Source organism: Xylanibacillus composti, assembly GCF_018403685.1.
GTDB classification, from domain to species: Bacteria; Bacillota; Bacilli; order Paenibacillales; family K13; genus Xylanibacillus; species Xylanibacillus composti.
Genome location: NZ_BOVK01000006.1, coordinates 211,208 through 237,647 on the forward strand (window position 1 = coordinate 211,208; position 26,440 = coordinate 237,647).

Consider the following 26,440-nt stretch of genomic DNA (forward strand, 5'->3'; position numbering starts at 1 on the left):
GAATGATAATATTTTCTATGGAATGACTACTTTCGACCCGGGATGATCAATCGTGATGTCAGATAATAGAGGAAAATTGCTGAAGCGCTTCTACAATCTTCACCGCAAAAATCTCAGTCTGAAAATTATCAAAGTGTCGCTAGCATATCTCATCGTCAGTGTCATGTGGAACTTCATCTTTCAGCTGATGAACTTGCCTTATTCACGGGCAGATTTGCCTACTTTACTGTTGAGTGTGCTGGTGCTGCTTTTCATAGTTGCGGTCAATCGGTTCTACGGCATTTCGCCGATGGTGCTCAAGCATGTGGTGCTGTCCTACATTATGTTTGTCGTATGCTGTCTATATTTTGCATCAGGCTACAAAGAGGCTTGGACCTTCTTCCTGATGATTCCGCTTATTTCCGCATTGTACGGCAAGCTGCAGACGATGCTGATCTATTCAGGCATCGGCCTCCTGCTGATGATGCTCGTAAGCGCCTATTATCCGCTCTATGATCACATGATTTTCGATTCGATCGACATTTCCAATCGACTATTGATTTATTTGATCATTGCAACGATCAGCTATATTTTGCTGGAACAGCTGATCCGCCTGTACCATAATCAAGTGAATATCATATTGGAATCGACCGATTCGACGATTGAGCAAGTGGTGAAGAGCTTTATCGTATCGATCGAGGCCAAGGACGCATATACATTCGGCCACAGTGAACGGGTAAGCCGCTATGCGGTCGAACTGGCCAAGCTGCTGCCGGAATTTCAGCAGAAGGGCCGGTTAAAAAGCATGAGACTGGCCGGGCTGCTGCATGATATCGGCAAGATCAATATTCCGGAATCGGTATTGTCCAAGCCGGACAAGCTTACAGATGAGGAGTATGAGCTGGTGAAAACACACCCGGTTATTGGCGGCCGCATGGTGGAGAAGATCTCGAGCCTGGATTCCCTGAAGGATGGCGTGCTGTATCATCACGAGCGCTGGGACGGCAGAGGTTATCCGAGCGGATTGGCAGGGGAGGAGATTCCGCTGGATGCGCGCATATTGGCCATGGCTGATGCATTCGATGCGATGACATCCAGCCGGGCTTACCGGGAGGCGCTCCCGGTGAGCGAGGCGTTCAAGCGTATTCGGGAGGGCAGGGGGACCCAGTTCGATCCGAATCTGGTGGATTGTTTGGATGTTCTGCAAGTAGCCTGGCTTCGTATTCACAAGCAGAGTCAAAACGAAATGCAAGAATTTGAAACCATGACGGATTTATTTTGATCTCGGACACACGAAATGTGTGGACGACAAATGCAAGCGCGCAATAATGGATTCTGGCATTCCAATACATCTAGAAAGAAGGCAACAGATTATGGCTCATACATTGGCGTTCGTATCCGCGCATCTAAGACGATGAAACCTTCCTCGGGGTTATAGCCATGCTCGAGGCGGCCAGGCGGGGCATGCGCATCGTCTTGCTTGTTGCAACAGCAGGGGAAGCGAGCAAGAGTGTGAAGCGCCTGGGTGTCACTCCCCAAGAAATGGCATCTATGCGGAAGAAGGAAATGCAGGAATGCGCCGATCTGCTAGGCATCGGATTGGCGAGTGAAGGCGGATGCATTGTTGAAGCATCGTACCCAGCTCCCATCCATTGAAGCGGTCTTTGGCGATATTAGCAAGCGGAAGGATACTCCCTCTCCCGGCTTTGAAACAGAACGGTTCGTCTTGGGATGGCAGCAAGGCGAGTTGTATCCAGGTATGCGGGAGCAGTTTTTCACCGACGGCCTGACATAATGCAGCCATTGATTCTCAGGAATGGACTGATTCACTCCGTAACGCTCTCCTTTTGTGGTAAGCTGTAGGAAGCAAAGAGAAAAACATGCTCGGACTGCAAGGAGAGAAGCGGAAATGAAGGTACAGGATTTTTTTCGGCATCCGGCAGGCATGATCGCCACCGCGATTGTCGCTACGCTGCTGTGGGGAATCGCTTTTCCTATCATTAAGCTCAGCTATGAGGCGCTCTCCATAGCGCCTGATGAGATTTTTGAACAGATGGTATTCGCCGGGTACCGCTTTATATTGGCCGGCTTGATGATCTATCTCGTCATGATCGTTTCGGGCCAAAGTTTGAAGCTGAAGCCAGGGACGCTCCGGACGGTTATCCTGATCGGCTTTGTACTGACATTTTTGCAGTACATGGCTTTCTATATAGGCATGAGCCGAAGCTTTGGCTTTATGGGAGCCATTATCGGCGGCATGATTTCGTTCTTCCAGTTAATGCTCGCGCATGTCTGGTATCGCGACGACCGCTTGAATTGGCGCAGCGCATGCGGTCTGATGCTTGGTTTCTGCGGCTTGTTCATACTGTTCGCCGACCAGCAGAATGGCATTACATTTGGTCTGGGCGAAGCATTGTTATTGGCTTCTGCATTCTTCTGCGCAGTTGGCAATTTGCTGTCCAGGACAGCTGCGCGCCAATTAACCATATTTGCCATCAACAGCCATCAGATGGTGATGGGCGGAATCGGCTTAACAGCGATCGGGAGCATGCAAGCGGGGCTGTTTCCGTTTACATTCCAGTGGGTGACCATGTGGTATTTGCTGCTGCTCGCCTTTGTGTCGGCCGCCTCATTCATGCTGTGGAATACGCTGATGAAGTACAACCAGGTTGGACGGGTGTCGATGTTTCTCTTTTTGATACCGTTGTTCGGAAGTGGCTGGTCTGCGCTGCTGCTGCATGAAGTTCTGCACGCGTCGGCATTGGCGGCCATTATTCTCGTAAGCTGCGGGATTATTTTGGTGAATCGAAAGAGCCGTGCAGACTCGGAATCCAAGCGATCCGGCGAGCAAGTGAGCGGCTAACCGCCAGCTTGACGACCCACATTATGTTGGACGGAGTGAGAGCTATGAAATGTACAATCACTTATTACGATCCAGCCAGCCAACGGGTAGAATTTTCTTCTGTCCATGGCCATGCCGCAGCATTATGGACGGGCAAGGCGGTTGAGTCTGGAGTGGAAGTAGAGGCAGAATTAGGCTTGCTTGAATCATTGGCGTGGGGAGTGGATGCGCTGGAGCTGGACCCGGAGGAAACAGCGGACGATTCCGCCTTCCCGACCATACGAATGGAAAAAGGCAAAGTTGTGCTGACGGGTCTGTTAGCGGAGGAAGGGCCGGATGGCGAATGCTCGCTTCGTCTCGGAGAGGATGAAGTGGAATTTGAAGCGGTAGGCACGCCGCCGCGTACGGGAACGCGCATTCAACTGAGAACGAAGCAGCTTGTGCTGTATGCATGGTAGCGGCGAGCGAGCGTCCCCTTGAGGCTAAAGGGCGCAAGGAATGGGATATGCCAACAAGTCCATGGAATATCCCACGCCAATGTGCAGCCGAGCGGTATTGACCCATGCAAACCGAGAAAAACGCCGAAAGGCGTTTTTTTTGTTAGGCGGACCAGTTGTTCAGAATGACACCGAATCCGACGGAGCTTACTATCGCAACAGCGATGGAGACGATGCCCGGTGTGCGGCGTCCTTGAAACAGGCGGACGATGCTAAAACTAAATGCGGATAGAATGAGCATAATAAACAAAGCGGATGTGATGAAGAATGGCGCTGACACACCTGTGATATCCGTTAAACCCAACTTGATTTCTCCTTTCATCCTTAGTTGATTCTGCCTTATATTGTATCTGGTTGGCTTGATCAGGACAAGTCTTCAGATTTTTTGTTGACACTATTGGGGGTTGGCAGGCATAAGCAGTGAGGTATAATGAAGGGAAGTCATAGGTGAACGATTGGGGAGGGAAGGGCATGCTCCATGATTTTTTGAAGATTAAGTCTATTGCCGGGGAGCTCAAGCTGTCGCACAAAAAGCGGGAATTTGGCATCACCATTTCCACAGAGGAACTAATCGTGCAGAAGCCGCATGTGAACTATCATGTCCGTCTGGCGGACATTACACAAATCTTGCCCTATCGTCCAGTAAAGGGACTGAACCCGTTCGCGCAGATGAGAAAAGATCTGGATGGACGAGCCGTAACAGCCGTTTACGAGGGGGGCGAGCATTATACGTTTCATGTATCGCGCGCAACCATGCATAATCGCAGCGGTATATTCAATTTGGGCGCATGCCGGATAATTATTCCTGTCAAGCCGGAATATCTGAAGGCAATTGGGAAATATGCCGGCCTGCACGCCATCTAAACGAGCCTCGCGCGCACTGCTGGTTCAGAGTGGACGCGAGACCCGACGGCGACCTTACGCTTCGAGCAACTGAAATGAAATTTCCCCGTCCTGCAGGCTTACCCTCAGATCATAGCCGGCGACATACCATTGGTCCTGTGCATCCAGATAAAAGGTAATGCCTTCCACTGTAGTTGACAGGCTGCTCTCGCCGCAATCGCCCTTGGTCACGCCGATTGAAAAGTTGGGGTGAGCCGAGCTGCTTCCATAGAGCTTGACATAAAGACACAAGTGATCTCCTTCCTGCAAATCCATCTCTTCCTTATAAAACAGGGCCGCTTCCGGCGTGACATGAAGATTCATTGCTGCCAGCTCCTTTGCTCTTTTCTCTATTGTAACGGTTGCACCGTGGTTGTGAAGTGATTTTTGTCATGTTTCTCACCGGTCTTGCTGCCGTCCTGCTTCGCAGCGTTCAGGCGGCTATGGTCAGTTGCCCATTCTTGCATACTCTCCACCCCGTCCAGAAACTTCGCCACCGTTGCCTCATATGCGGCCGGATCGACCGTTATCGCTTGCGCATGCGCGGCCTCCGGAACCAGATAAAGCTGTTTCATCCCCGGCTTGATTTCGTACATCTCCAGCGACATATGCGTCGGTACATAGCGGTCCTCTTCACCATGTACGAATAGTACAGGTGTATGAATGTGCGCTATATCACGAATAGGAGACACATCGCTGAACCAGAACTTTGCTCTCAATCGCGTGAACGCATTAGCGAGATGGAGAAGGGGCAGCTTGGGCAGACGATAATCCTCCTTCAATCGATGGGCGAGCTGATCGGTCAAATCGGAATATGGACAATCTGCAATATAGAAGGCCGCACGCCCGTCGATGGCGGCATGCTGCAAAGCTGTTGCGGCGCCCATCGATTCCCCGTGGATGCCAATGAACGCGTCCGCGCCAAGCTGGTTTTGAACCCAGTCCACGCATGCTTTCAGATCATGCTTTTCCATATATCCAAATGTAGTAGTAGTGCCGCCGCTTCTTCCATGTCTGCGGTGGTCGTAAATGAATGCATGGTAGCCGCGCTTCTGGAAGATCGGCAAGTACTTGACTGAACCGATCAAGGAATGGGTTACCCCATGGACAAAAATCATGACTTTCTTGGAATCCTGGCAAGCGGAAGGAATCCAATAGGCATGCAAGGAATAACCGAATGGAGAATCTATCCATACTTTCTGTTTGGGCATACGCTCAAAATTATCCGGATCTACCCTCCCGGCCTCTGCTTCTTTTTGCAATGTCTGCTCATAAGGGATTGTCCGGATATGAATGATCAAATTTGAAAAGTAATAGCCAATTACTGCTGACGCAGCAGCAGTTGCCAGCACGATCCAGAGCCATAGCATACAAGCACTATCCTTTCTTTGGAGACGAAGGTCTTGATCCTCGTTGCATAAGTCTAGTATACCATGGGTGGCCTCGGATTATTGACTATACATGTAGCTATTTGGCAGAAATCGATTTATAATAGCAGAAAAATGGACAATGCCGGGCGGTTGCGGTTTGATCATCGATTTGGCATGTAAAGGATTTATAGGGATAAGAAGCGTGGAAGGAGCGTTGCGCTTTGGCGATTGCTGACATTACGATCATACCTGTCGGCACTGGCTCGCCCAGTGTCAGCGAATATGTGGCGGACATACATAAATTGCTGGAAGAGAAGAAGCTGGAACGGTCCATCAAGGTGCTGCTCACTCCGATGAGCACGCTGCTTGAAGGAGAGCTAAGCGATTTGCTGGCGGTCATACATGAGATTCACGAGCTCCCGTTTCAGAAGGGAGCCAGCCGCGTATGCACGAATATTCGCATTGACGACAGGCGAGACAAACCGCTTCACATGGAGGACAAAGTTCGCAAGGTGGAAGAACGGCTGCGGCCTTCTTGAACTCAACGTTTGGTCCTCTGGTACGAGTACCGAAATCGTGATATGATAATGAAAATATTTTAGTGGCACTATCGTTTGTGCGGTCGTCCGCACCGGCCTGAAAGACAGGGAGGGAGTGCAGCATGCGCCGGAGATTTGTCTTGGAAGCGGTCATGGTGACCATATATGGCCAGCTAATGGCGCCTCAGAGACCGGTGGAGTACGTGGTTCCTTATACGACAATCATGGAATTGTATGACATGGTTTCCAGTCAGGAACCGATCATGCCGGAGCCTTCCGATGATGCGTATGTCAAAGCCAAGATAGCCGAATTGATTGCATTCTTCGAAGATCCCTTTAACCGGAAGAAGATAGAGCGGGCGCTGTCCGCGCCTTGGAAGGAGAGCCCGCCTGTCCTGGTCAACGACTTTGTCACGTTCATTGTGGTGAATGCCATGGACAATGCCCAGTACGGTGAAATCTTCGATCCGGTGGAAACAGAGCTGCTTTTGTCAGCATCCCATTATCAGATACCCGTCTTGACTGACCAGGTTGAATTTCAAGACAAGCTGATTGAAGCAGGGATTCCGGTACAACTGTTTGATATTGATGATTTTGAATATGCGATGGAACAGTCAGAACCCATTGTATAGCGATCAGCCTGTTAATGCAGGGGTTGTTCCCGGCAGCAAAGACCGGGAGCAGCTCCTTTGTTGTTCTCAAGACAATAAAAAGCGGGGGCGCGGATAACAGACAGGAGTTGAGACCGTGAGCGCAGGATGGATGGAATGCAGGCCTTTGCCCGATCCATCTCCGGACGTGGAGGCTGAGGAATGGACATACGCATCTGACGGCTTGGCGGTAAAGGGCTTGCTGCTTCGTGCAAAAGGTCGTGCGGAACCGCATTCTCCCCTAATGTATTGCCGCGGCGGGATTGGACGTTTTGGCATGGTGCGTGCAGAGCGGCTGCTGCCGTTCGTCAGACTTGGCTATGCTGTATTTGCCCCCTACTATCGCGGTTATGGCAGCGGAGGAGCGGGAAGAGATGAATTCGGCGGCAATGATCGACATGATGTTTACCGAGCGTTGGCGCTTCTCCCTGAGCTGGAAGGCATCGCTTCGCCTGCGCGAGGCATTCCGATTGTCGGCTTCTCTCGCGGCGCGATCATGGCGCTGCTCGCAGCGCGGGACTGCCGGGCTGCGGGGCCGGTCGTCGTCTGGGGCGGGGTAAGCGATCTTTTGTTGACCTACGAGGAGAGGGTCGATTTGCGCCGCATGCTTAAGCGGGTAGTCGGTCATCCCGTCAAGCAGGCAGACGCCTACATGGAGCGCTCCGCCGTCTGCTGGCCGGAGCGTATTGCACGGCCTGTTTTACTTGTTCACGGGTCGCAGGACGAGCAGGTTAGCTGCAAACATGCCGAACGGCTCTATGCGGCTATGCAGCGTGCGGGCAAGCGGGTTGACTGGTTCCGGTTGGAAGAAATGGGTCATATTCTGCCGGATCCTGTACGAGACCATACGGTCATGCGCATCGTGCGATGGATTGAGGAGATGCAAGCAGACTGCCGGGCCGATGAACCTGACGGATGAATAAGGGAGGACGTCATGCACACAGCTGAAATCCCAGATCATTTGGCGGAAGACATGAAGCTTTTATTTATAGGGTTCAACCCCAGTCTTCGCTCCGGCGAGACCGGACATCATTATGCGAATCCGCATAATCGCTTTTGGCGGCTTCTTCATGCTGCCGGCTTGACAGAGCGGGTACACCGGCCAGAGGAAGATGGCAGCCTATCAGGATGGTACGGGTACGGCTTTACCAATATTGTGTCGCGTCCAACCCGCACCGCAGCAGAAATTACGAAGGAAGAGTACGGGGAAGGGCGGGAGCTGTTGAAGCAGAAGTTAATCATGTATAAACCAAGGTTCGCATGCTATGTCGGCAAGGGAGTGTACGAGCAGTTCAGCGGGCGGAAGGACGTGTCCTGGGGACTGCAGCCTGCTGGCGTTGTGGCGCAGGTTCAGGATTATGTCGTGCCATCCTCAAGCGGTCTTGTGCGCATGTCTTTTGAAGCGGTTGCGGCATGGTATAACGAGCTGAGGCAACTCCTGCAAACTTCGGACGATGCCTGACTCGAGATGAACCGCTGTGGTACAGCGGGAGAATCTACGGTTGTGCTTGAGGGTGTCAGCCATGCTATAATAGATTTGCGGGATTGGGCGAAATGCCCGCTTTTTTTTGGAATTGTCCTATTGCGAGGTTGACCGCGGGTATGCAAAGAGCCATCCAGCCATACCGTAGCCGGGATTAGATATAGATAGGAGTTAATGGATAATCATGAGTTTGCTAACTGTAGAGAAAGTAAGCCACAGCTATAGCGGCACGACATTGTTTAAGGACGTGTCCTTTCGTTTGCTGGCTGGCGAGCATGTCGGCTTGGTCGGCGCGAATGGAGTCGGCAAATCAACGCTGATGAATCTGCTAACAGGTAAGCTGCTGCTCGACGAAGGCAAGATTGAGTGGACGCCGCGCGTGCGCTACGGCTATTTGGATCAGCACGCGGTGCTGACGCCGGGCAAGACGATTCGCGAAGTGCTGAATGAAGCGTTCCTGCCCTTGTTCGAGGCTGAGAAGGAAATGCTGGCCATTACGGACAAGATGGGAGATGCTACCCCTGAGCAGCTGGAAGCGCTGTTGGAGCAGATGGGCGAGATTCAGGAGCGGCTGGAAATCGGCGGTTTTTATATGATTGACGTTAAGGTAGAGGAAACGGCTAACGGGCTGGGTCTCGGCGCGATCGGGCTTGACCGGGATGTTTCCCAATTGAGCGGCGGTCAGCGAACGAAGGTGCTGCTGGCCAAGCTGCTGCTGGAGCAGCCAACGGTTCTTTTGCTGGATGAGCCGACGAACTATTTGGATGTGGAGCACATTCAATGGTTGACGGGTTACCTCAAAAATTATCCATACGCCTTCATCCTGATTTCGCATGATACGGCATTTATGAATGAAGTTGTCAACGTCATCTACCATCTCGAGTTTGCCAAGTTGACCCGGTATTCTGCCAACTACGAGAAGTTTCTGGAGATGGCAGACATCCAGAAGAGTCAACATATCGAAGCGTATGAGAAGCAGCAGGAATTCATCAAGAAGCAGGAGGATTTCATTCAGCGCAACAAGGCGAGAGCGTCGACCTCCGGCAGAGCCAAGAGCCGCGAGAAGCAGTTGAACCGTATCGAGCGAATTGACAAGCCGCAGGAAGCGCCAAAGCCTACATTCGGCTTCAAGGAATCGCGCGCGAGCAGCCGGTGGGTGGTGGAGGCGTCAGACCTGGAAATTGGCTACAGCTATCCGCTGCTTCCCAAGATGAGCATGAAGCTGGAGCGCGGCGAGAAAATTGCTGTAATCGGCTGTAACGGTGTCGGCAAGTCCACGCTTCTGAAGACGCTGACGGGCAAGCTTCAACCGTTGTCGGGTTCCGTTGAACTGGGAGATTTTTTATACCCCGGTTACTTTGAGCAGGAAGTGAAAGGCCAGCAGCAGACGCCTATCGAGGATGTATGGAATGCGTTCCCGCATCTGAATCAGCATGAAGTGCGAGCGGCCCTTGCGCGCTGCGGCCTGACAAATGAGCATATTACACGCCCGTTGCACAGATTGAGCGGCGGCGAGCAGGCCAAGGTGCGGCTGTGCAAGATGATGATGAGCGAATCCAACTGGCTGCTCCTCGACGAGCCGACCAATCACTTGGATGTCGTCGCCAAGGCGGAGCTTAAACGGGCGATACAGGCATTCAAGGGCACTGTCCTGCTTGTATGTCATGAGCCGGAATTTTACGAAGGATGGGTTGACCGGGTATGGGATGTTGAATCTTGGTCCATGGAGGTAACGAAATCATGATTAGTACTGAACGCATTACTTTGCGCTATGGCAGCAGAGCGCTGTTTGAGGATGTAAATATCAAATTCACTCCAGAGAACTGTTATGGCTTGATCGGTGCGAATGGCGCCGGCAAATCAACGTTTCTCAAGATTTTGTCCGGCGAGATCGAGCCGAACTCCGGTTATGTGCATGTAACGCCTGGCGATCGCATTTCGGTGCTTCGCCAGGACCACTTCGCCTACGACGAATATCCGGTTTTGGAGACGGTCATCATGGGCCACGAGCGCCTGTATGCCATTATGAAGGAAAAGGACGAAATCTATGCGAAGCCGGACTTCAATGACGAGGACGGCATGCGTGCGGCCGAGCTTGAGGGTGAATTTGCCGAATTGAACGGCTGGGAAGCGGAGTCTGAAGCGGCCGAGCTGCTGATCGGGCTTGGCATTCCAAAGTCTCTGCACGACGAGTTGATGAAGGATCTGGATGCGAACATCAAAGTCAGGGTGCTCTTGGCACAGGCGCTGTTCGGCAATCCGAATATTTTGCTGCTGGACGAGCCGACGAACCATCTGGACCTGGAATCGATTCAATGGCTGGAGAATTTCCTCGCCAAGTATCAGGGAACCGTCATTGTCGTTTCTCATGACCGTCACTTTCTGAATCAGGTATGCACGCATATTGCCGATATTGATTTCGGCAAGATTCAGCTGTATGTCGGCAACTACGACTTCTGGTACGAATCCAGCCAGCTGGCGCAGCAGCTGCAGCGCGAGGCCAATAAGCGAGTGGAGGACAAGCGCAAGGAGCTGGAGGAATTCATTCGTCGATTCAGCGCCAACGCTTCCAAGTCCAAGCAAGCCACTTCGCGGAAGAAGCTGTTGGAGAAGCTGACGCTGGAGGACATCAAGCCGTCGAACCGGAAATACCCGTTCATCAACTTCAAGTCGGAACGGGAAGCGGGGAAGCAGCTGCTGGCAATTGAAGGTCTGAGCAAGTCGCTGGAAGGCGAGAAAGTGATTGACCACTTGACGCTTATGATCAACAAAGGGGACAAAATTGCATTCGTCGGACCTAACGGTCTTGCGAAATCAGCCTTGTTCGACATATTGGCCGAGGAAGTCGAGCCGGATGCGGGAAGTTTCTCCTGGGGAGTCACTACGACGCGCGCCTACTTCCCGCGCGACAACGAGAAGTATTTCAATACGGACCTGAATCTGATCGATTGGCTGCGCCAGTACTCCAAGGATCAAGACGAAACGTACATTCGGGGATTTCTTGGACGCATGCTGTTTTCCGGAGAAGAAGCCTTGAAAAAGGTAAACGTGCTTTCCGGGGGAGAACGCGTGCGCTGCATGTTGGCCAAGATGATGCTGCAATCGCCGAATGTGCTTATACTGGATGAGCCGACGAACCATCTGGACCTGGAGTCGATTACCGCATTGAATAACGGCTTGATTCAATTCGATGGCACCATACTGTTCACTTCGCATGACCATCAATTTGTGCAGACGATCGCGAACCGCATCATCGAGATTGCGCCAGGGGGCGTCATGGACAAGGTTACAACATTTGACGAGTATTTGGAAAATGAGGATGTCAAGGCATTCCGCAAATCCATGTATTCGAAACAAGAATAGGAGAGTGCAGCATGGCTAGAACGAAAATAGAGCATATAGGCATAATGGTCACGGATATGGAACGTTCCATCGCATTCTATCGGGATGTTGTAGGGATGACGCTGAAAGACAGCCTGACGTTGAACGGGGGCGCCACGAAGCTGGCTTTTATGGGATTTGGGCAAAACCCCGAGTCGGAGATCGAGCTTGTATGGTTCGCCGAATCGCATTTCCCGGCAGAAGGGCGCGTTCACCATTTGGCTATAACCGTAGACGATATTGATGAAGAATATGCTCGTATTCAGAAGCTGGGACTGGAGTTCAAAAACAAGGACATCCAGACGCTTCCAAATGGCGCCAAGTATTTCTTCTTTTATGGTCCGGACAGGGAGTCTGTGGAATTTATGCAGCCGGCTGCAAACTAGATGAAGAGGACCCATTCCAACGCCAAGCGAGCAGTGCTGTGCTCCCGGCATAGAATGGGTCTTTTTTCGTGGTCAATGTATCCGGGCCCCGCGAAAGTAATCGGAATCGGCTGCAACGCATAGCTTCACTTTCGTGGGCATCTACACTAGGTTTACGATCCGCACGACGTCTCGGGCATCCGTAACCTGAATCGTATGCTTGCTTGGATTGTAGCGGATTTGTCCGCTGCCGACCGCAATCGTCCGGCTTGTGCCCAAGCCATAAAACAAATCATCCGCCAGCGTTCGCAAATACGCCCGCTGCTCTTCAGGAGCGAGTTCGAGCCATTCCTTCTGCTCCATCTCAAAGGCGTCATAGCAATCATCAATTTGTAAAATGGCTTTCATGAAGTCTTCGACAATCTCTTTGTATTCCCGGTTGTATTTTACGCCCAAGCTATATGCACACCTTTCTCGTTGCCATAATGTTTTATTATAGCGGATTGCGGCTTGGGAAAAAAGAAAGGGGTTTCGTATTGATTTCCTTCCTGCGGAAAAGGGAGCATTCCCCAGATGTCGGGGTATACTGATGTAAGAGGATAGAAAGGAGAGGAGGAATTATGAAACTGGGGAAGAACCGGGCATTCTGGGCAGGATTGCTTTTGATTCCGTTGAGCATCGCCTTGTATTTGATGCTGACGGATTCTTATTCTGTCCCCGAGCACCTGCAGGGCAGTGCTGCCGATCCTGCCACCTTCCTTTCGCCGGAAGAAGTGCGCCAAGGTTCTCTTTACAACGATTTGCGCAATGGCCTTTTTTTGCTAAGCTTTCCGTGGGAGTGGGCCATTTACTTGCTGCTGCTTGGCAGCCGTTCTGTACAGAGATTGTCGGAGATGTGGCTTGTCAATAGGCGGTTCTATGTGTTCCGCTTTGTAGGCTATGTATGGCTTATACATACCGCATCATATTTGCTTTATTTGCCGATTCGCTTGATAAGCTACCGCTTGTCCAAACACTATGGCATTTCCGTCCAACCGGCAGCGGACTGGCTTCGGGATCAGGCAATTTCTTATTCGCTTGATTTTGTCCTTCTGGCAGCGGTGTCAGCTGTTGTGTTCGCCTTCATGCGGAAGAACGCGCGCAACTGGTGGTTCAAGGTATGGCTCCTGTCCATTCCATTTACTTTATTCATGATGATTATTCAACCAGTAGTGATTGATCCGCTTTATGATGAGTTTACCCGTCTAAGCGATCCGGTCCTCGAGGAGAAGATTCTGTCACTTGCCGAACAATCTGGCATCTCGACCGATCGGGTATATGAAGTAAAAGTATCGGACAAGACCAATGCGATGAATGCTTATGTTAACGGGCTTGGCACTTCCTTGCGCATTGTCCTTTGGGATACGACTTTGCAGCGGTTGACGGAGGAACAAATCCTGCTCATAATGGCGCATGAAATTGGGCATTATGTCATGCACCATCTGGAATGGAGTGCGGTGGGAGCAATTGCCTCGCTGTTCATTCTGCTGTGGGCAGGCAGCATCCTGCTGCGATTGGCCTTAGCCAAATGGGGGGAGCGATGGCAGCTCAAAAGCGCAGCGGATCTCCGTGCGCTGCCTTTGCTACTCCTCATCGTATCTGTCCTATCCTTCGCATCGCTTCCGTTCTCCAATGCTGTATCGCGGCAGGCGGAGCGAGCGGCAGATCGCTATGCGCTTGCCATGATTCCCGACGGCGAGGCAGGCGTCAGATTATATCAGGATATGGCCAAGGCGTCGTTGCGGGAATGGCATCCTCCGCTGCTTATTCGCCTGCTAGGATCCACACATCCGAGCTACCGGGAGCGCATCCTGTATCACTACGAACATTTGCAGTCGAATGCGGCGGGTCAGGAACCATGATGACGAGATCGTCGACTATCGTGTTGATCACAGCAGCCGGCTTTGCCACTGCTCCGGGATTTCTGGACCCGTTCCGCGCCCGCCTGCATGAAAGTTTCGTCCAGTTGGGCTATGCTGTACGCTCAAGCTCTCTGCTTCCTTACGGCGACTGGCAACGGAGCAAGCCTCAGCAGCTATGGGAAATTTACCATGATCTGCGCCTGCGCCCAGAGGCGTACACGCAGTCGATCGGCGGCAATCGCTTGCATCATTGGCTGGCGCGTGCGGCTGCGGGTGCAAGTGACGACCCGCATCATTATGTCATGGTAGGTCACAGCGGAGGCGGAGTGGCTGTAGTGCATGCAGCATACATGCTGATGCAGGCACAAAAACGCGTGTTGGGTGTGGTGCAAATTGGTACGCCGAAATGCTCGATAGCGGAGGAACTGCAAGCGCGCACCCTTTATGTTAGGGGCATGTTTCGAAGTCAGGTCAAGCGTTCCAAGCGCTGGGTTGTTGATCCAATTACGCGAATGGGGGGGTGGGGAGCATCGATAGCTAGCCCGAACCGGAGGGTGAATCCCCCCGGAACCATCATAGATATCCCTTTGATCGGCGGGCATCCGGACTACTTCCGCCAGACGGCCCCCTATGTTCGGGACGGGGTTGGATCGAACGAAACGGTGACGTATCGCACGGTTTGGTCTTGGATAACCGCAAGACTGGCAGCGGAAGCCGAACACGATAAAGCGTGAAAAGACAGACAGTCGGTTCAACAGGTTGGAAAAAAGCCGGCAGAGCCGGCTACATTCCGCCACAGTACTCCGTGTGCCCGTCGCGCTCCTTCATCCTTCTCACTTGCTCATCCATATTGTCGTCTGCTTTTGCCTCTGCCACCACTTTCGCTGGCGGAGCCTGGATCTGCACATGTCCTTTTCGCTGTTTGTGATCGTTCATGATTGCTTCACCCCCACGTATAGTATGTCCGTTTCCTTACAGGAGCGCGTCATCGTCACGTAGCAGATTGCTGGAGAATTCGAAAACTTGAGGAACAAGAGGAGGGAGATCGATGATTCGGATTGGCGTGCTGTCCGATACACACATGCCAAGGAAAGCCAAACAATTGCCGACAGCTGTTGTCGATGCTTTCCGCAATGTGCGCTTTATTCTGCATGCCGGCGACTGGAACTTTCCGGAGCTGGCGGAAGAATTGTCCGCGATTGCTCCCGTTTATGGCGTAGCGGGAAATACGGACGGCACAGCTGTGGTAGAGAAGTACGGCTGGCAGCGCATCGTGGAGATTGGCGGGAAACGAATAGGCTTGGTTCATGGTCATCAAGGGCTTGGAAAATCGACACCGGACCGCGCTTACCGCGCCTTTCAACATGAACAGGTTGATGCGATTGTATTCGGTCATTCTCATATCCCTTATCGGGAGCTCAGAGAGGGTGTCTTGCTGTTCAATCCCGGGTCGCCCACAGATAAACGCAGACAACAGCATTATTCGTGCGGCTGGCTTGAGGTGGAAGGCAATGAGATCCGTGCAGACTGGAAGTTTTTCAACTAGCAGACACAGCAAGCGGAGATCCCGGTGATGCCGGGACCAGACCTTGCTCGCAGAGCTTGACAAAAATGGATGAAAGCTAGGGATTGTTGCTGTGCTGCTTGGTCGGGAGTTTGGCTGAAGGCGTTCGTTTGCCTTGCTGCTCCCGATTTTTTTCGTCTTTGCGCTGGGTATCATGAAGTTTTTCTACGTATTCGTGCGTATCCATTGGCTTCCCCTCCTTTTCGGCATAGTGTGTCCGTCATATCCGGCGTTTATGAATTTGCCGTATAATCCGCATTTGCTTGGCAAAAAATAGTGAGGGGGTCCACTTGCCCACATTACATATACGGAGGGATTCGCATGGCCGCACATTTAGGCGCACACGAGGTTATGGAGATGCACGAGGTTATGAACAACGCGATTAACTGTCTCAATCAATTCCAACTGTACCGCTCCTTCGCAAAGGACCCGCAGCTGCAGCAGATCATGGATCGCCAGCTGCAATTTGCCATCAATGAGTACAATGCAATGGTGAACATGGCGCAGCAAAAAGGCGGCGGGCAAGCCGTCCCTTATCGCTCCCCCAAGCAAATCACACCCGTCTATGGTCTGGACAATCCCGGGACGCAGGCTCCGAATATGTCCGTTCATCAAATGGATGACCGTGACGTAGCAAGCGGCATGCTCAGCTCCCACAAATCGTCTGCTTTGTTCAAGATGATTGCGGCGCTGGAATGTGCCGACCCGCAGCTGCGTTCGATGCTTCAGCAGGGGGCCGTGAATTGTTCCGAGCAGGCGTATGAGATATGGCAGTACATGAATCAAAAAGGCTATTATCAAGTGCCGACCATGAAGGAGATGACAACGAATACGGTCATGAACAGCTATCAGCAAGCAGGGAATATGGGCCGGATGCCTGCTAGCCAACAGGACAGTATGCTCGGCTACAATCAACCGCAAGCTGACACGCTGAATCATATGGCCGGCCAGCATCAAACCGGCGCTATGGAGAGAACAAGAGGCCAGCACCAAACTGGAGCGGCTTCCTACCTTTCCCAGCAGCAAGGCGGTGCGATTATGGCGAGCCAGCACCAATCCGGCAGCATGCAGACGGCCGGCCAGCATCAAACCGGGAGCGCCAACGCGGCAAGCGGTCAGCATCAATCCGCAAGCATGACGGCATCCCTGTCGAACCAGCAAGCTGGCGGCACCCCCGATTCTGCAAGCCGTCAGCGCAGCGACGAGGAGAGCATGCCAGCGGAACCGGGTTTTCCGCAATAGCGCGAACCGAGAAGCTGTCTTCAGCCAATGGCTGGGACAGCTTCTTCTTTGTCTTAAGGGGATTCTTGTGCATATTCGGTCTTCCCTGTACCTCTTATTACGCTTGGAGATTTTATGGTAACATACTCAAGTAGGTGCGCCAATCGGTTTGGCGTGCACACAGAGAACAAGCGTAGCTAATGCAAACGTCAAAGGGAGAGGGGACATGGGGGAATGACTGGATGGAAACGAATGATTGCCAAGCTGCGTTCGGCTGACTCACCTGGCGCACTTCGTGCACTGGGCGGATTTTTGGCTGTCATGCTGCCTGTTGGAGCAGGCTTTGCTTGGGGATTTCCACTCGGTTTTGGCCCATGGGTGGAGATTCCTGTATACCTCGGACTCATGCTGCTGGCTCTATGGCTCGGTGCTCATCTGCTGGCAGGACTGTTATCTTTCATACCTATTGCTATGCCAAGACTGACGATAAGTACAATCGTCATCGGTACGAGCAGCGCCATCATCGGCTTCCATGAAGCGGATATGTCGTGGCGCTTGTCCATTATGTCAGGCCTGCTCTTGTGCGCGATCGGGCTGGGAACCGGTCTCATTGCGCATCGCTGCATCATGCATCCTAAGCGAGTCGCTTCCCGCCTTGCCATGGTTGGGGCAGTACTGGTCTGGCTAGGGGGGGGTGAGCTGGCTGCTGGAAGTTTGGCCGGGAGAAAAACCTATCTATGAGCGGTATGCGGAAATCTATCAAGATGGGCCGCACCCACCGGCCATTCAAGCGGAGCATCCGGGGATTGCCGGCCAGTACGCGTATTCTTCTTTCACATATGGCAGCGGTCAAGACAGGTTCAGAACCGAATATGGCTCGAAGGCCGAGCTTCTTACCGCCTCAGCAGATGCTACAGAAATTACTGAAGCGTGGTCCTCATTCCGCCGCTGGTTCTGGCGGACGGACATCTCCGCTCTCCCGCTGAACGCAAGAGTGTGGATGCCTGAGGGAGAAGGGCCCTTTCCGTTGGTGCTGATGGTACATGGGAATCATTTGATGGAGGAATTCTCGGACGGCGGTTACGCTTACCTTGGCGAGCATTTTGCAAGCAGAGGGTTTATAGCGGTATCGGTTGACGAGAACTTTGCGAACTATTCGGCTTGGAGTTCAGGTCAAAATCAGAACATGCCTCTGCGCGAATGGGGACTCATCGAGCATTTGCATGCCATTGAACAATTTCATATGAATGCCGGAAATCCATTCAGCGGCAAGGTGGATTTGGAGCGAATTGCTCTGATTGGCCATTCCCGCGGTGGCCAGGCCGTTGTGATGGCAGCCGATAATGGCTACAGAATCCAGGCTGTTGCGGCTCTTGCTCCCACAGATTGGCGTATCAATCAGAGTTATCTCCGTCTGCGGGACGTGCATTATTTGGTGCTGCAAGGGAACCAGGATGGTGATATCAGTACCTTTGACGGAGAACGGCAGTACCGGCGCGTCACTTTTTCTGACGATGTTAGTGAGTCCGAAGATTATCGCTTTAAGGCGGCTGTCTATATAATCGGCGCGAATCATGGCCAATTCAACACAGGGTGGGGAGATCGTGATATTACGCGACCTACTCATTTCCTGTTGAATCATCGGGATCTTCTGCCGGCATCTGAGCAAAGAGAAGCGGCGCTCATCTATTTGACGGCGTTTCTGGAAGCGACTTTGCACGGCAAACTAGAGTATTTGCCCTTATTCCAGGATTGGCGCTCGGCCGCAGAATGGCTTCCCGATACAGGGTATATTACGCAATTCTCCGACTCCACGTTTGTAGTATTGGAGGATTACGAATTGGCTTCAAAGGGGCTGCCAGGCGTCACGAGCAAGGCCGAGTCGTTGACAGCTAAAGAAAATATCCAAGTCAGAGACAGGCAGGGCAACAGCAAGCAGAACCGCGGAGCTGAGCTGGTATGGGATGAGGCAGGCGGCACATATACGCTTCTGCTTCCGCCAGAGGGGGGCCAGCTTGTTCATCCCGAGAACGAACTGGCTTTTTCATTGGCGGCGCTGCCTGTATCCGATTCGACGACGGAAGCGGTTATCCCGGATGTTACGCTCGAGATCAGAACAACAGATGGAACGGTCGGTCATCTCGATCTGGATGAGCACGCGATTATACCGCCGCCCGTTATGACACAGTTTACCCAGCATCCCAAGCTGGAAAACGAAATAAAGCCGAGACGTTATCGCAATCCGTTCGAGCCCGTGTTTCAAAGCTTCCGCATTCCGCTTCGTGCTTTCCAGGGATGGATTTCAACGGGCAATCGAGCACAGTTGCATTCGATAACTTGGACAATCGAAGCAGATGAACCGGGACGCATACTGATTGACGACATTGGCATTTATCCGGATATTCAATAGTCTTCCCGTGTGTTATTTATTGCTCGTCCCGCTTCGTGCTATAATACAGGAATGACATCATGAATGGAGGTGAAGCGCTTGCAGCAAGTCAGGGCTTTCGGTCCGCAGGATTTGCGGGTCGTTGATGTGCCGGATCCGGTGCCTGGCGAGGATGAAGTAGTGGTCGCGGTTAAAGCCTGCGGCATCTGCGGTTCGGACAAGTGGTTTTGGCATGTTGAGGAGCCGCGGGATTATGTTGCCGGACACGAAGCTGCCGGTGAAGTCGTGGCTGTCGGCAGCCGGGTTAGGCATCTTCAAGCAGGGGACCGTGTTGCCATTAATAATGTCAAAGGGTGCGGCACATGCGAAGCTTGCCGGGAAGGGGCTTACGTACGCTGCCCGAACGGTGTAGAACATATGGGATTTGGCTTTTCCGAAAAAGTCGCTGTACCCGAGCGCAATTGTTTGGTCCTGCACGATTCGGTGTCCTACGAAGCGGGAAGTCTCATATTTGACAATTGGGGCACGCCCTATTCTTCCATCAAGCAAACAAGCATGAAGCAAGGCGATGTCGTTGTGGTGTTTGGCTGCGGTCCCATTGGACTGGCCGCCATCGGTCTTGCCAAACAGCGCGGTGCAGCAGTCATTGCGGTTGATCCTGTCCCATCCCGATTGGAAGCGGCGGTACGTACGGGGGGCCGTCCATACGATTGCACCTTCAGAACGAACAACAGAAGATATCTTGGCGTTTACCGATCAGGCAGGGGCGGATTATGTCATAGAGTGTGCCGGCAAGTCGGCTTCCTATGACACTGCTCTGAAGCTGTTGCGCACGGGAGGAACTCTTCTGATCATTGGAGAAGGCGCGGAGGTATCGTTCAACTCCAGTGAGATCATTCACAAGCATTTGACCTTGTTCGGCTCATTGTACTCCACAATGGAGGATGGGCGGAAGGTACAAGAATTGATGGTCAAGGGAGAAATCAACCCGCTTGATCTGGTCACGCACCGGTTCCCGCTGCATGAACTTCCCGTACACTTCGGCAAAGTGATCACGTTTAGCGAAGGATTGCTGAAGGCTGTTGTCTTGGCGAATGAATCATGATTGGTGAAGGAGGGCGTCATGCGTCCGGAAACGCTTGCTTTTGTTCTGATAGCCATTATTATCGCAGCCTCCGCCATAGCAACGGTTGCGATCGGATTCTCCAGAAGAAATAAGGAAGGGAATCCGGATTACGATCGGCGTACGAAGAAAAATTTTACGCGACTGACACTCTATTATGTTGTAGCTACCATCTTGGGCTTTGGCGGATTGGCTGTCTATTTGTATTACTTTCTTTGAGTATGCACTAAAAAATGAATAGCAGGAGGAATGATGGAGAGATGAATCCAGCATCTATACGACATATGGTTATTTTTGACCTGAAATATCCGGCGGGCTCGCCAGAGGCTGAGAAATTTTTGCAGGATGGCTACGATGCGCTGACGGCGATTCCGGTTGTGCGCCATTTTGAGGTTCACCGCCAAGTGAGCGCCAAAAATGACTATGATTACGGTTTTTCGATGGAATTTGATTCACAGCAGGACTATGATACATATAATGCGCATGAGAACCACGTTGCGTTCGTAGAAGAACGGTGGAAAACGGAGGTTGCTCGATTCCTGGAAATTGACTTCAAGCAAATCAAATAACGCGGCATGGCTTAAGGCAGGATGGGGAAGCTCATCTTGCCTTTTTTTCATGCACGCCGCTCCTATTGCGGGCATACACTGAATATCCGAGACCATGATGATCGCCCAGAAAGGAGTGCTGGTGGCATGGAAACGAACATCAAGCATTTTTATGCAGGCGGCAATACGGCGCGAGGATTTATCAGCATGTTTGATTCGTCTCTTCAAGGATTGGATACGGTTTTTATCTTGAAAGGCGGACCGGGTTCAGGCAAGTCAACGATCATTCGCAGTATCGGCAACAACTTGGCCGAGCGGGGGTATGAGATTTGGTTTGTCCACTGTCCCAGTGATAACGGCTCACTCGATGGAGTCATGATCCCGCGCTTGAAAGCAGGCATAGTTAAAGGGACGGCGCCTTATGTGCTTGAGCCCAAACTGCCGGGGGTTGTAGAAAAGCACGTGGATTTAGGCGAAGCTTGGGATGGTCCTTCGCTTTCCCATCAGAAGAATGAGATCGAACGCTTGCATAGGGAAATTGCATCCGCCTATGAGCAGGCTTATGCCCAGATGGAAGAAGCCTTGCGTATTCATGACGATTGGGAAGCAATCTATAAAGCCCATATAGACTTTGCTTCAGCTGATCAATTGACGGAGGAATTGATTGAACGGATTTTTGGAGATGTCGACTTGGGCAAGCAAGCGGTTCTGCGCCATCGGTTTTTGGGGGCGGCCACGCCGCAAGGGGCTGTAGACTTTATTCCCAATTTGACGCATGACGTTGCCAAGCGCTTTTTTATTAAAGGGCGCCCGGGCAGCGGCAAGTCAACGATGCTCAGGAAAATCGCGGCTGCTGCGGAAAAGCGGGGGGTCGACTTGGAAATTTATCACTGCGGTTTCGACCCGAACAGCCTGGATATGGTGATTTTGCGGGAATTGGGCGTGGCGATCTTTGACAGTACGGCTCCTCATGAACATTTTCCTGAGAGAGAAACTGATGAAATCGTGGACATGTACAAGCGCTGCATACAACCTGGGACGGATGAGGCCTATGCACAGGAGATAGCGCTTCTGCGAGAGCGGTACAGCAACAAGATGAAGGAAGCTACGCAGTCGTTGGCTCATGCGAAAAAATGGCATGATCTATTGGAGAACATTTATGTGTCAGCTATGGATTTTCGTGTCGTGGACCGGCTCCGTGACCAAATTGCTGAAGAATTGGACGCGATTGCAGCAAACGCTTAGGCGCGAGAAGCAGCATACGGACGCTCCCAGACGGGGGCGTCTTTGCTGTGCCCATGTCGATCGTTCTAGCAACGGACGTGGCAAGCAATCGTCTAGTATGGTAAGGTAACATTAACTATCACTTAAGAGGATGAGCGTATGTCAAAAACAGTTGTTTTAGCAGAGAAGCCTTCAGTCGGAAGAGATATTGCCCGGGTTCTCAAGTGCCAGCAAAAAGGCAATGGTTACTTTGAAGGCGAGAAGTATATTGTCACTTGGGCGTTAGGCCATCTGGTCACTCTGGCCGATCCCGAAGCATATGACAACAAGTATAAATCTTGGAGTCTGGAGGACTTGCCGATGCTCCCCCAGCCCTTGAAGCTTGTTGTCATCAAGCAAACCGGAAAGCAGTTCCAAACCGTCAAGTCCCAATTGCTTCGCAAAGATGTGGCGGATATTGTCATCGCCACGGATGCAGGCCGGGAAGGCGAGCTTGTCGCCAGATGGATTCTCGAAAAAGCGCATGTCAACAAACCGGTGAAACGCCTATGGATATCTTCTGTAACGGACAAGGCCATTCAGGAAGGCTTTCAGAATCTGAAGCCGGGTAAAGCATACGAGCATTTATACGCTTCGGCGGCTGCTCGTTCCGCAGCAGATTGGTACGTTGGAATCAATGCGACCCGGGCGTTGACGTGCAAGCATAATGCACAGCTTTCCTGCGGCCGGGTACAGACACCGACATTGGCGATTATTGCTCAGCGTGAAGAGGAGATTCGGCAGTTCAAGCCGCGCACTTATTATGGCATTCGAGCCGATGCGGGCTCCTTGAAGCTGATCTGGCGCGATCAGAAATCGAACCAGACACAGACGTTTGACAAAGCGGCAGCAGAGCAAGTGATTCGCTTGATTCAGGGCAAGGACGCTGTTGTCAAGCAGATCGATAAGCATTATAAGAAAAGCTATGCCCCGCAGCTGTACGACTTAACCGAGCTGCAAAGGGACGCCAACAAAAAGTTCGGCTATTCCGCGAAGGAAACACTCTCCATTATGCAATCGCTCTACGAGCAGCATAAGGCGGTTACGTATCCGCGTACGGATTCCCGTTATCTGTCTTCAGACATCGTCAGCACGTTGCAGGATCGGCTTCGCGCATGCGGCATTCAGATGTATGCCAAATATGCGAACGCGATTTTGAAAGCTGGCATCAAGGCGGGGAAATCCATCGTGGACGATGCCAAAGTAACGGATCATCATGCCATTATCCCAACGGAACAGTCACCGGAACTGCGCTCGCTGTCTTTGAAGGAACGTCATATTTATGATCTTGTCGTGAGACGTTTCCTCTCAGCGCTATACCCGCCCTTTGAATACGAGCAGACGACGATTCAGGCAGAGATCGGCAAGGAGCTGTTCACGGCACGCGGCAAGACCGTTCTTTCTCAAGGCTGGAAAGAGGTGTACGACCAGGCCATAGAAGAGGAGGAAACCGAGGAACTGGCTGATCAGGTGCTGCCGCCGATTCGGCAGGGAGAGCAATTGCCAGTGGCTTCTTTACTGCTGACAAGCGGTGAGACAAAGCCGCCTGCTCGATTCACCGAGGCTGCCTTGCTGACTGCAATGGAAAACCCGATTCCGTATATGTCGAACCGCGATCAGGCTTTGATTCGCACAATTGGCAAAACAGGCGGTCTGGGCACAGTCGCTACAAGGGCCGATATTATAGACAAGCTGTTCCACAATTTCTCGATCGAACTGGATGGCAAGAGCATACGTCTGACGGCTAAGGGCAGACAGTTGCTGGAGCTGGTCCCGGACGAATTGAAATCGCCGGAACTGACGGCAGCTTGGGAATTGAAGCTTGAGCAAATTGCGAAGGGCGCGCTGCCTCAGCAGGAATTTATCCGGGAAATGATGGACTTCGCGGGGAAATCCGTTCGAGAGATCAAGCAGAGCAAGCAAACGTTCAAGCATGACAACTTGACCTCAACCCGCTGTCCCGATTGCGGCAAGCCGATGCTGGAAGTGAAGGGCAAGCGCGGCCGGATGCTGGTCTGCCAGGACCGCGAGTGCGGCCATCGTAAAAACTTGGCGAGAACGACGAATGCCCGTTGTCCGCAGTGCCGCAAGAAGATGGAGCTTCGGGGAGAAGGTGAAGGGCAGCTCTTTGTTTGTCTATGTGGGTACAGAGAGAAGCTGTCTGTGTTTGAGAAGCGGAAAAAAGACAATCCGAAGGTTTCCAAGCGAGAGGTGTCTCAATATTTGCGCAAACAGCAGCAAGACGAGCCTATCAATACAGCCTTGGCGGATGCTTTGGCTAAGCTGAAGCTTGACAAGTAACAATCGGGGGGCTGTCCACGTGGACAGCCCCTGTTGAATGTGTTGGCGCTAAATGAAAAGCGTTAGTGAAGGGTTATTGCTTCGGGCTCTCCTTCGTTTGTGTCAATTGGCAGGCTTCCGCTATCCTCTTGTATGAGTGGAGACGGGCTTGAAAGTCATGAATGGGCGACACGATGAGCAGTTCATCGGTTTGGAACGCTTCCTGAATGGCAAGCAGCGCTTCCTTGACTTGCTCCGGCGTCCCGATGATGCGCCGTTGTCTTGTTTGCTGAATTCGCATAAGATCGTATTCCGTATACGGGTAATCCTCCGCAGTTTGTACGGATGGGAAATATGATAATTCCAGTCCTTTCTCCAAACGAAGGAAAAATAAATCCGTACTCCATGCGAGCCGATTGGCTTCTTCCTCCGTGTCTGCACAGATGGCCAAAACCGCTGCCATGGCCTGGGGTTTCGGGTACAGGGCAGAGGGCTGGTAATGTTCGCGGTAATACCGCATGGCGCTCTGGCCGCCCGTCACTCCGAAAAATTGCGCAAACGCGAATGGCAGTCCCAAGCGGGCTGCCAGCTTGGCGCTTTCATCGCTGGAGCCGAGCAGCCATACATCGGGTGCGCTCGGAATGGAGGGCGAGGTATGCAGACCGGCAAATCGATGCTCCTCTGGTAGGGTATTGTGCAAATAGTGAAGAATATCCAGGACTTGTTGCGGATATTGTTCGATATTGACGTACTTGTTTTCCTGCAGCGCTCTGGTGGCTATAGGCATGCCCCCAGGCGCCCTTCCTAGCCCCAAGTCGATTCTCCCCGGCTGAAGCGCTTCGAGCAGCTTGAAGTTTTCGGCGACTTTATAGGCGCTGTAATGAGGGAGCATCACTCCGCCCGAGCCAAGTCGGATAGAAGTTGTATGAGCGCCAAGATGAGCAAGCAGTACTTCCGGACTGGAGTGCGCCAATGATTCGGAGGCATGATGCTCGGACACCCAAAAGCGGGAAAATCCTAGCTGCTCGGTTACTTGGGCAAGCTTTGTTGTTTCGTTAAGCGCGTCTATCGCCGTACGTCCTTCGGCAATTTGGGACTGATCCAATACGCCCAATCTCATGAATGTTCACCTCATGTTTGGTCTATTCGGGATTGCGCCGCCGAATGTATACCAAATTATAGCATCCTCCTGTTGAAATGAAAAATGCCAGTCCCCCTATAGGACTGACATCAAGACGGTGAACTGTGATTGGCCTTTGCAGGCGACTTTAGCGATGCTTAGCCATGCTTGAGTCAACAGGCATTCAAGCTTGCAAGAGCTTATCTGTCTCCGCTCTTTGCGTGGAATCGGACCCCGCGTTTTTCGCCGCGGTTTTTGTTAATGGCCTGCTGCTCCTCGTCAGTGGGCAGGGAGACCAACTTCCATTCGGTATCGCCTATCATGACATCGCTGGGGAACACGTCTCCTCGTTTAAGCAGTTCCTCGCGCCCCCATTCGGTCATATAGATCCCGTCCGTCTCAACACGTTCTCCAGAATAAGGGTTCATGCCTTTTTCCTCTGCCATTGGCTGCTCCCTCCTTATCGGTTGTTGGGTCGCGGTGAGGCTGTTACTGTACAGTGAGATGAAACCTTCTTTATCGTTCCCTGTCATCGGCAAAATTATGTCGCGCGCGTTCTTCGATCTGGATGCAGACTTTGGAGCCGGATGTATAGAATGACTCCGTTTGGACCACACTTCGTATTATTCGCTCGATGAGCGATGCGGTTACGGACGTCACGGACTGACCACGATAACAGCTCGTTATGGAAAAAGAAGGCCTTTGATGAATGACTGGAAGAGAGTACCGCTTGCCGGTGAAGCGAGAACGTGGTATATTGATCTTCCGGCCGCGAGACGGTGGGGCAAGAGGCAAGCGATCATCCGCGTTTCAAGCTGCGGACTGAATGTCTGGAAGAAAGCACCGCTTGCGGGTGAAGCGAGAACGTGATATATTGTTCTTCCGGCCGCGAGAGCGGTTGGAGCAAGAGGCAAGCGATTATCCGCGTTTCAAGCTGCGGCTTGGGAGTCTGGAAGAAAGCACTGCTTGCAAGAGTAGCGAGAACGTGATATATTGATCTTCCGGCCAGTTGGCTGGTACCGCACTTTGAAAACTGAACAGCG

The 26,440-nt window shown here is 52.1% G+C and carries 33 protein-coding genes and 1 pseudogene; 26 read left to right on the top strand and 8 right to left on the bottom strand.

Annotated features, from left to right (window positions below; genetic code table 11):
* The first annotated feature begins 55 nt into the window (after positions 1-55).
* From XYCOK13_RS02810 to XYCOK13_RS02830, 5 genes and pseudogenes are all read left to right on the top strand, one after another.
* Positions 56-1,261 carry an HD-GYP domain-containing protein gene (locus tag XYCOK13_RS02810; protein WP_213410376.1) on the top strand — a complete coding sequence of 402 codons (1,206 nt, stop codon included), beginning with the start codon at positions 56-58 and terminating at the stop codon, positions 1,259-1,261.
* 140 nt (positions 1,262-1,401) lie between these two features.
* A pseudogene (locus XYCOK13_RS22285) lies at positions 1,402-1,635 on the top strand (PIG-L family deacetylase); the annotation flags it as partial.
* Complete coding sequence (locus XYCOK13_RS02820; protein ID WP_213410378.1) at positions 1,604-1,774, top strand: hypothetical protein; 171 nt, start codon at positions 1,604-1,606, stop codon at positions 1,772-1,774. The pseudogene XYCOK13_RS22285 and the gene XYCOK13_RS02820, both read left to right, overlap by 32 nt.
* Before the next feature lie 114 nt (positions 1,775-1,888).
* Complete coding sequence (locus tag XYCOK13_RS02825) at positions 1,889-2,842, top strand: DMT family transporter (RefSeq protein WP_213410379.1); 954 nt, start codon at positions 1,889-1,891, stop codon at positions 2,840-2,842.
* A 44-nt stretch (positions 2,843-2,886) separates the two neighbouring features.
* Positions 2,887-3,279 (top strand): hypothetical protein, encoded by a 393-nt coding sequence (locus tag XYCOK13_RS02830; RefSeq protein ID WP_213410380.1) that lies wholly within the window; start codon positions 2,887-2,889, stop codon positions 3,277-3,279.
* Positions 3,280-3,421: 142 nt separating this feature from the next.
* Here the strand turns inward: XYCOK13_RS02830 and XYCOK13_RS02835 are convergent, their stop codons facing one another.
* Entirely contained in the window at positions 3,422-3,622 is a 201-nt protein-coding gene (locus XYCOK13_RS02835) for a hypothetical protein (RefSeq protein WP_213410381.1), read from the bottom strand.
* A gap of 167 nt (positions 3,623-3,789) precedes the next feature.
* On the opposite strand from XYCOK13_RS02835, the gene XYCOK13_RS02840 reads away from it, so the two are divergent.
* A complete protein-coding gene (locus XYCOK13_RS02840; protein ID WP_213410382.1) occupies positions 3,790-4,182 on the top strand; it encodes a hypothetical protein in 393 nt (130 codons plus the stop codon).
* A gap of 54 nt (positions 4,183-4,236) precedes the next feature.
* Here XYCOK13_RS02840 and XYCOK13_RS02845 read toward each other — a convergent pair whose 3' ends face one another.
* Both XYCOK13_RS02845 and XYCOK13_RS02850 read right to left on the bottom strand, forming a co-directional pair.
* On the bottom strand, positions 4,237-4,524 hold the full coding sequence (locus tag XYCOK13_RS02845; RefSeq protein WP_213410383.1) for a HesB/YadR/YfhF family protein: 288 nt from the start codon (positions 4,522-4,524) through the stop codon (positions 4,237-4,239).
* Between the two features lie 26 nt (positions 4,525-4,550).
* On the bottom strand, positions 4,551-5,570 hold the full coding sequence (locus XYCOK13_RS02850) for an alpha/beta hydrolase (protein WP_213410384.1): 1,020 nt from the start codon (positions 5,568-5,570) through the stop codon (positions 4,551-4,553).
* A gap of 221 nt (positions 5,571-5,791) precedes the next feature.
* On the opposite strand from XYCOK13_RS02850, the gene XYCOK13_RS02855 reads away from it, so the two are divergent.
* From XYCOK13_RS02855 to XYCOK13_RS02885, 7 genes are all read left to right on the top strand, one after another.
* Positions 5,792-6,109, top strand: coding sequence for an MTH1187 family thiamine-binding protein (locus tag XYCOK13_RS02855; protein ID WP_213410385.1), 318 nt, complete (start codon positions 5,792-5,794; stop codon positions 6,107-6,109).
* Between the two features lie 122 nt (positions 6,110-6,231).
* Entirely contained in the window at positions 6,232-6,741 is a 510-nt protein-coding gene (locus XYCOK13_RS02860; protein ID WP_213410386.1) for an ADP-heptose synthase, read from the top strand.
* A gap of 115 nt (positions 6,742-6,856) precedes the next feature.
* Entirely contained in the window at positions 6,857-7,678 is an 822-nt protein-coding gene (locus XYCOK13_RS02865) for an alpha/beta hydrolase family protein (RefSeq protein ID WP_244864955.1), read from the top strand.
* Positions 7,679-7,693: 15 nt separating this feature from the next.
* Positions 7,694-8,221: a mismatch-specific DNA-glycosylase gene (locus XYCOK13_RS02870; RefSeq protein WP_213410387.1), complete on the top strand. Its 528-nt coding sequence runs from the start codon at positions 7,694-7,696 to the stop codon at positions 8,219-8,221.
* Between the two features lie 205 nt (positions 8,222-8,426).
* Positions 8,427-9,986, top strand: a complete 1,560-nt coding sequence (locus XYCOK13_RS02875; protein ID WP_213410388.1) for an ABC-F family ATP-binding cassette domain-containing protein — start codon at positions 8,427-8,429, stop codon at positions 9,984-9,986.
* Complete coding sequence (locus XYCOK13_RS02880) at positions 9,983-11,605, top strand: ABC-F family ATP-binding cassette domain-containing protein (RefSeq protein WP_213410389.1); 1,623 nt, start codon at positions 9,983-9,985, stop codon at positions 11,603-11,605. The genes XYCOK13_RS02875 and XYCOK13_RS02880 overlap by 4 nt, the downstream gene beginning before the upstream one ends.
* 11 nt (positions 11,606-11,616) lie before the next feature.
* Entirely contained in the window at positions 11,617-12,009 is a 393-nt protein-coding gene (locus XYCOK13_RS02885) for a VOC family protein (RefSeq protein ID WP_213410390.1), read from the top strand.
* 141 nt (positions 12,010-12,150) lie between these two features.
* On the opposite strand, the gene XYCOK13_RS02890 is transcribed toward XYCOK13_RS02885, so the two are convergent.
* The gene (locus XYCOK13_RS02890) at positions 12,151-12,444 is read right to left on the bottom strand and encodes a hypothetical protein (RefSeq protein ID WP_213410391.1); all 294 of its coding nucleotides are present in this window, start codon (positions 12,442-12,444) and stop codon (positions 12,151-12,153) included.
* A gap of 164 nt (positions 12,445-12,608) precedes the next feature.
* On the opposite strand from XYCOK13_RS02890, the gene XYCOK13_RS02895 reads away from it, so the two are divergent.
* Together XYCOK13_RS02895 and XYCOK13_RS02900 are read left to right on the top strand one after the other, a co-directional pair.
* Complete coding sequence (locus XYCOK13_RS02895) at positions 12,609-13,889, top strand: M48 family metallopeptidase (protein WP_213410392.1); 1,281 nt, start codon at positions 12,609-12,611, stop codon at positions 13,887-13,889.
* Positions 13,886-14,623 (top strand): alpha/beta hydrolase family protein, encoded by a 738-nt coding sequence (locus XYCOK13_RS02900; protein WP_213410393.1) that lies wholly within the window; start codon positions 13,886-13,888, stop codon positions 14,621-14,623. Before XYCOK13_RS02895 ends, XYCOK13_RS02900 begins: the two co-directional genes overlap by 4 nt.
* A gap of 49 nt (positions 14,624-14,672) precedes the next feature.
* Here the strand turns inward: XYCOK13_RS02900 and XYCOK13_RS02905 are convergent, their stop codons facing one another.
* Positions 14,673-14,825: a hypothetical protein gene (locus XYCOK13_RS02905; RefSeq protein ID WP_213410394.1), complete on the bottom strand. Its 153-nt coding sequence runs from the start codon at positions 14,823-14,825 to the stop codon at positions 14,673-14,675.
* A 112-nt stretch (positions 14,826-14,937) separates the two neighbouring features.
* Between XYCOK13_RS02905 and XYCOK13_RS02910 the strand changes: the two genes are divergently transcribed.
* Entirely contained in the window at positions 14,938-15,435 is a 498-nt protein-coding gene (locus XYCOK13_RS02910) for a metallophosphoesterase family protein (RefSeq protein ID WP_373314310.1), read from the top strand.
* Positions 15,436-15,511: 76 nt separating this feature from the next.
* Here the strand turns inward: XYCOK13_RS02910 and XYCOK13_RS02915 are convergent, their stop codons facing one another.
* Positions 15,512-15,640, bottom strand: coding sequence for a DUF4023 domain-containing protein (locus XYCOK13_RS02915; RefSeq protein ID WP_213410395.1), 129 nt, complete (start codon positions 15,638-15,640; stop codon positions 15,512-15,514).
* A gap of 134 nt (positions 15,641-15,774) precedes the next feature.
* Here XYCOK13_RS02915 and XYCOK13_RS02920 point away from each other — a divergent pair, with 134 nt between their 5' ends.
* The 9 genes from XYCOK13_RS02920 (at position 15,775) to XYCOK13_RS02960 (ending at position 24,298) form a co-directional block, all read left to right on the top strand.
* Complete coding sequence (locus XYCOK13_RS02920; RefSeq protein WP_213410396.1) at positions 15,775-16,695, top strand: spore coat protein; 921 nt, start codon at positions 15,775-15,777, stop codon at positions 16,693-16,695.
* Between the two features lie 213 nt (positions 16,696-16,908).
* Positions 16,909-17,415, top strand: a complete 507-nt coding sequence (locus XYCOK13_RS02925) for a hypothetical protein (RefSeq protein ID WP_213410397.1) — start codon at positions 16,909-16,911, stop codon at positions 17,413-17,415.
* Complete coding sequence (locus XYCOK13_RS02930) at positions 17,369-19,084, top strand: alpha/beta hydrolase family protein (RefSeq protein ID WP_213410398.1); 1,716 nt, start codon at positions 17,369-17,371, stop codon at positions 19,082-19,084. Before XYCOK13_RS02925 ends, XYCOK13_RS02930 begins: the two co-directional genes overlap by 47 nt.
* 78 nt (positions 19,085-19,162) lie before the next feature.
* On the top strand, positions 19,163-19,873 hold the full coding sequence (locus tag XYCOK13_RS02935) for a zinc-dependent alcohol dehydrogenase (protein WP_213410399.1): 711 nt from the start codon (positions 19,163-19,165) through the stop codon (positions 19,871-19,873).
* Positions 19,806-20,168 carry a zinc-binding dehydrogenase gene (locus XYCOK13_RS02940; protein ID WP_213410432.1) on the top strand — a complete coding sequence of 121 codons (363 nt, stop codon included), beginning with the start codon at positions 19,806-19,808 and terminating at the stop codon, positions 20,166-20,168. Before XYCOK13_RS02935 ends, XYCOK13_RS02940 begins: the two co-directional genes overlap by 68 nt.
* Before the next feature lie 18 nt (positions 20,169-20,186).
* Positions 20,187-20,405, top strand: coding sequence for a hypothetical protein (locus XYCOK13_RS02945; protein WP_213410400.1), 219 nt, complete (start codon positions 20,187-20,189; stop codon positions 20,403-20,405).
* Between the two features lie 41 nt (positions 20,406-20,446).
* Positions 20,447-20,755, top strand: a complete 309-nt coding sequence (locus XYCOK13_RS02950; protein WP_213410401.1) for a Dabb family protein — start codon at positions 20,447-20,449, stop codon at positions 20,753-20,755.
* Positions 20,756-20,881: 126 nt separating this feature from the next.
* Positions 20,882-21,979, top strand: coding sequence for a PRK06851 family protein (locus XYCOK13_RS02955; RefSeq protein WP_213410402.1), 1,098 nt, complete (start codon positions 20,882-20,884; stop codon positions 21,977-21,979).
* 138 nt (positions 21,980-22,117) lie between these two features.
* A complete protein-coding gene (locus XYCOK13_RS02960) occupies positions 22,118-24,298 on the top strand; it encodes a DNA topoisomerase III (protein WP_213410403.1) in 2,181 nt (726 codons plus the stop codon).
* A 73-nt stretch (positions 24,299-24,371) separates the two neighbouring features.
* Here XYCOK13_RS02960 and XYCOK13_RS02965 read toward each other — a convergent pair whose 3' ends face one another.
* Together XYCOK13_RS02965 and XYCOK13_RS02970 are read right to left on the bottom strand one after the other, a co-directional pair.
* A complete protein-coding gene (locus tag XYCOK13_RS02965; RefSeq protein ID WP_213410404.1) occupies positions 24,372-25,397 on the bottom strand; it encodes an LLM class flavin-dependent oxidoreductase in 1,026 nt (341 codons plus the stop codon).
* A 200-nt stretch (positions 25,398-25,597) separates the two neighbouring features.
* Positions 25,598-25,843, bottom strand: coding sequence for a hypothetical protein (locus XYCOK13_RS02970; protein WP_213410405.1), 246 nt, complete (start codon positions 25,841-25,843; stop codon positions 25,598-25,600).
* Positions 25,844-26,102: 259 nt separating this feature from the next.
* Between XYCOK13_RS02970 and XYCOK13_RS02975 the strand changes: the two genes are divergently transcribed.
* Positions 26,103-26,267 (top strand): hypothetical protein, encoded by a 165-nt coding sequence (locus XYCOK13_RS02975; protein ID WP_213410406.1) that lies wholly within the window; start codon positions 26,103-26,105, stop codon positions 26,265-26,267.
* Positions 26,268-26,440: the final 173 nt, after the last annotated feature.

Coding starts and splice junctions, on each gene's coding strand:
- XYCOK13_RS02870 (WP_213410387.1), top strand. CDS start 7,694: ATGCACACAGCTGAAATCCCAGATCATTTGGCGGAAGACATGAAGCTT.
- XYCOK13_RS02840 (WP_213410382.1), top strand. CDS start 3,790: ATGCTCCATGATTTTTTGAAGATTAAGTCTATTGCCGGGGAGCTCAAG.
- XYCOK13_RS02885 (WP_213410390.1), top strand. CDS start 11,617: ATGGCTAGAACGAAAATAGAGCATATAGGCATAATGGTCACGGATATG.
- XYCOK13_RS02945 (WP_213410400.1), top strand. CDS start 20,187: ATGCGTCCGGAAACGCTTGCTTTTGTTCTGATAGCCATTATTATCGCA.
- XYCOK13_RS02910 (WP_373314310.1), top strand. CDS start 14,938: ATGATTCGGATTGGCGTGCTGTCCGATACACACATGCCAAGGAAAGCC.
- XYCOK13_RS02950 (WP_213410401.1), top strand. CDS start 20,447: ATGAATCCAGCATCTATACGACATATGGTTATTTTTGACCTGAAATAT.
- XYCOK13_RS02965 (WP_213410404.1), bottom strand. CDS start 25,397: ATGAGATTGGGCGTATTGGATCAGTCCCAAATTGCCGAAGGACGTACG.
- XYCOK13_RS02905 (WP_213410394.1), bottom strand. CDS start 14,825: ATGAACGATCACAAACAGCGAAAAGGACATGTGCAGATCCAGGCTCCG.
- XYCOK13_RS02920 (WP_213410396.1), top strand. CDS start 15,775: ATGGCCGCACATTTAGGCGCACACGAGGTTATGGAGATGCACGAGGTT.
- XYCOK13_RS02845 (WP_213410383.1), bottom strand. CDS start 4,524: ATGAATCTTCATGTCACGCCGGAAGCGGCCCTGTTTTATAAGGAAGAG.
- XYCOK13_RS02850 (WP_213410384.1), bottom strand. CDS start 5,570: ATGCTATGGCTCTGGATCGTGCTGGCAACTGCTGCTGCGTCAGCAGTA.
- XYCOK13_RS02960 (WP_213410403.1), top strand. CDS start 22,118: ATGTCAAAAACAGTTGTTTTAGCAGAGAAGCCTTCAGTCGGAAGAGAT.
- XYCOK13_RS02915 (WP_213410395.1), bottom strand. CDS start 15,640: ATGGATACGCACGAATACGTAGAAAAACTTCATGATACCCAGCGCAAA.
- XYCOK13_RS02895 (WP_213410392.1), top strand. CDS start 12,609: ATGAAACTGGGGAAGAACCGGGCATTCTGGGCAGGATTGCTTTTGATT.
- XYCOK13_RS02880 (WP_213410389.1), top strand. CDS start 9,983: ATGATTAGTACTGAACGCATTACTTTGCGCTATGGCAGCAGAGCGCTG.
- XYCOK13_RS02810 (WP_213410376.1), top strand. CDS start 56: ATGTCAGATAATAGAGGAAAATTGCTGAAGCGCTTCTACAATCTTCAC.
- XYCOK13_RS02970 (WP_213410405.1), bottom strand. CDS start 25,843: ATGGCAGAGGAAAAAGGCATGAACCCTTATTCTGGAGAACGTGTTGAG.
- XYCOK13_RS02875 (WP_213410388.1), top strand. CDS start 8,427: ATGAGTTTGCTAACTGTAGAGAAAGTAAGCCACAGCTATAGCGGCACG.
- XYCOK13_RS02955 (WP_213410402.1), top strand. CDS start 20,882: ATGGAAACGAACATCAAGCATTTTTATGCAGGCGGCAATACGGCGCGA.
- XYCOK13_RS02975 (WP_213410406.1), top strand. CDS start 26,103: ATGAATGACTGGAAGAGAGTACCGCTTGCCGGTGAAGCGAGAACGTGG.
- XYCOK13_RS02830 (WP_213410380.1), top strand. CDS start 2,887: ATGAAATGTACAATCACTTATTACGATCCAGCCAGCCAACGGGTAGAA.
- XYCOK13_RS02900 (WP_213410393.1), top strand. CDS start 13,886: ATGATGACGAGATCGTCGACTATCGTGTTGATCACAGCAGCCGGCTTT.
- XYCOK13_RS02925 (WP_213410397.1), top strand. CDS start 16,909: ATGACTGGATGGAAACGAATGATTGCCAAGCTGCGTTCGGCTGACTCA.
- XYCOK13_RS02860 (WP_213410386.1), top strand. CDS start 6,232: ATGCGCCGGAGATTTGTCTTGGAAGCGGTCATGGTGACCATATATGGC.
- XYCOK13_RS02825 (WP_213410379.1), top strand. CDS start 1,889: ATGAAGGTACAGGATTTTTTTCGGCATCCGGCAGGCATGATCGCCACC.